At 64.4% G+C, this 1,681-nt stretch carries 1 protein-coding gene; it reads left to right on the top strand.

What is annotated here, in order from left to right; all coding sequences use genetic code 11:
* Window positions 1-1,681: amino acid adenylation domain-containing protein (locus tag H290_RS29985; RefSeq protein WP_036520563.1), on the top strand; the 1,681-nt coding region annotated here is incomplete at both ends.

Raw genomic sequence — 1,681 nt, forward strand, 5'->3', positions numbered from 1 at the left:
GGTCGTCGGTTTGTGCGGGTGTTGGAGGCGGTGGTTGCTGATTCGGTGGTGTCGGTTGGTGATATCGATATCCTCGACACCCACGAACGCCACGATCTGCTGTCGCGAACGGGTGCACCGGACACACATCCCGTCGCATTTGCCGAGCTGCTCGAGACTGCGGCCGCCAACCGGCCAGATGGGCTCGCGGTGACGCAGGGCGACCTGCGCTGGACTTACCGGGAACTCGATGAGCGGTCGAACCGCCTTGCCCGATTGCTGATTTCGCAGGGTGCGGGTCCGGAGACGCCGGTGGCGATCGCGATCACCCGGTCCCCGGAGTTCGTGCTCGCGGTGTGGGCTGTTGCGAAATCGGGCGCCTACTACGTGCCGGTCGATCCGCGTTACCCGGCTGAGCGCATAGCTTTCATGCTCGAGGACTGCGATGCCACCATCGGTATCGCGACCGCTGGCGAGTTGCCAGATGCGATCGGTCATCTGCAATTGACCGTGATCGGTGATGCGGTCTTCGACGCGCGGGTGGCCGAACTGGATTCACGGCCGGTGACCGATGCGGAACGGACCGGCGCGCTGAGGCCGGCCAACGCTGCACTCATGATCTACACCTCGGGATCCACCGGCCGTCCGAAGGGTGTCGTGGTACCGAACTCCGGGCTCGCGAACGTGGCCGAATCCCAGCGGCAAACACTCGGAACAGGCCCCGAATCACGCGTGATCGCCGTGTCGTCGCCGAGCTTCGACGCGGCGACCTTCGAGATCCTTCTGGCGGCAGGTGTATCGGCGACGTTGTCACCGGCGCCCGCAGATGTCTACGCGGGACCGGAGCTGGCCCGGTTCATCAATGCCGAACAGGGAACTCATCTGGTGATCACACCGTCGGCATTGGCGATGATGGAGCCGTCAGATGTGCCATCCCTGGAGTTGGTCATGCCGGTCGGGGAAGCGCTTCCACCGCAACTGCTTTCGGCATGGGCTGCCGACAAAGCCGTGGTCAACGGTTATGGTCCCACCGAATGCACCATAGTTCTGTCGACGGCAGGCCCGATGCGCCCGGATGAGGCCGTGACCATCGGCAGGCCTACTGTCGGGGTGTCGGAGTACGTCCTCGACGAGCGCCTGCGGCCTGTCCCCGTCGGTATCGCCGGGGAACTGTACGTCGGCGGATGCGGGATCACGCGGGGCTATTACAACCGCCCGGCACTGACCGCATCCCGATACGTACCCAACCCCTTCGATGGCTCCGGATCCCGGCTGTACCGAACCGGCGACGTGGTGCGCTGGACTGATGAAGGCCGGCTCGAATACGTGGGTCGCAGTGATTTCCAGGTGAAGATTCGTGGTCAGCGAATCGAGTTGGGGGAGATCGACAACGCCCTACGCGCTGCGGTCGGCGTGGACTTCGCGGTGACTGTCGGTCACCGTTGGCCCACGGGCGGAACCGATCTGGTGTCGTACGTCGTTCCCTCACCCGGCTACGACCTCGACATCCCCGCATTGCTGACATTCGTCGGCGAGACGTTGCCCGCTTACATGGTTCCGGCCGCAGTGGTCGAAATCGACGCGATTCCGCTCAGCCCGGTGGGGAAGTTGGACCGGCGAGCGCTTCCCGAACCCATGTTGTCAACTCGCACCAGTGAATATCGGGCGCCGTCGTCGTTGGTGGAGGAGGTTGTGGCGGGGG

Origin of the sequence: Nocardia sp. 348MFTsu5.1 (assembly GCF_000383535.1) — a bacterium.
In the GTDB taxonomy this organism is placed as follows: domain Bacteria; phylum Actinomycetota; class Actinomycetes; order Mycobacteriales; family Mycobacteriaceae; genus Williamsia; species Williamsia faeni.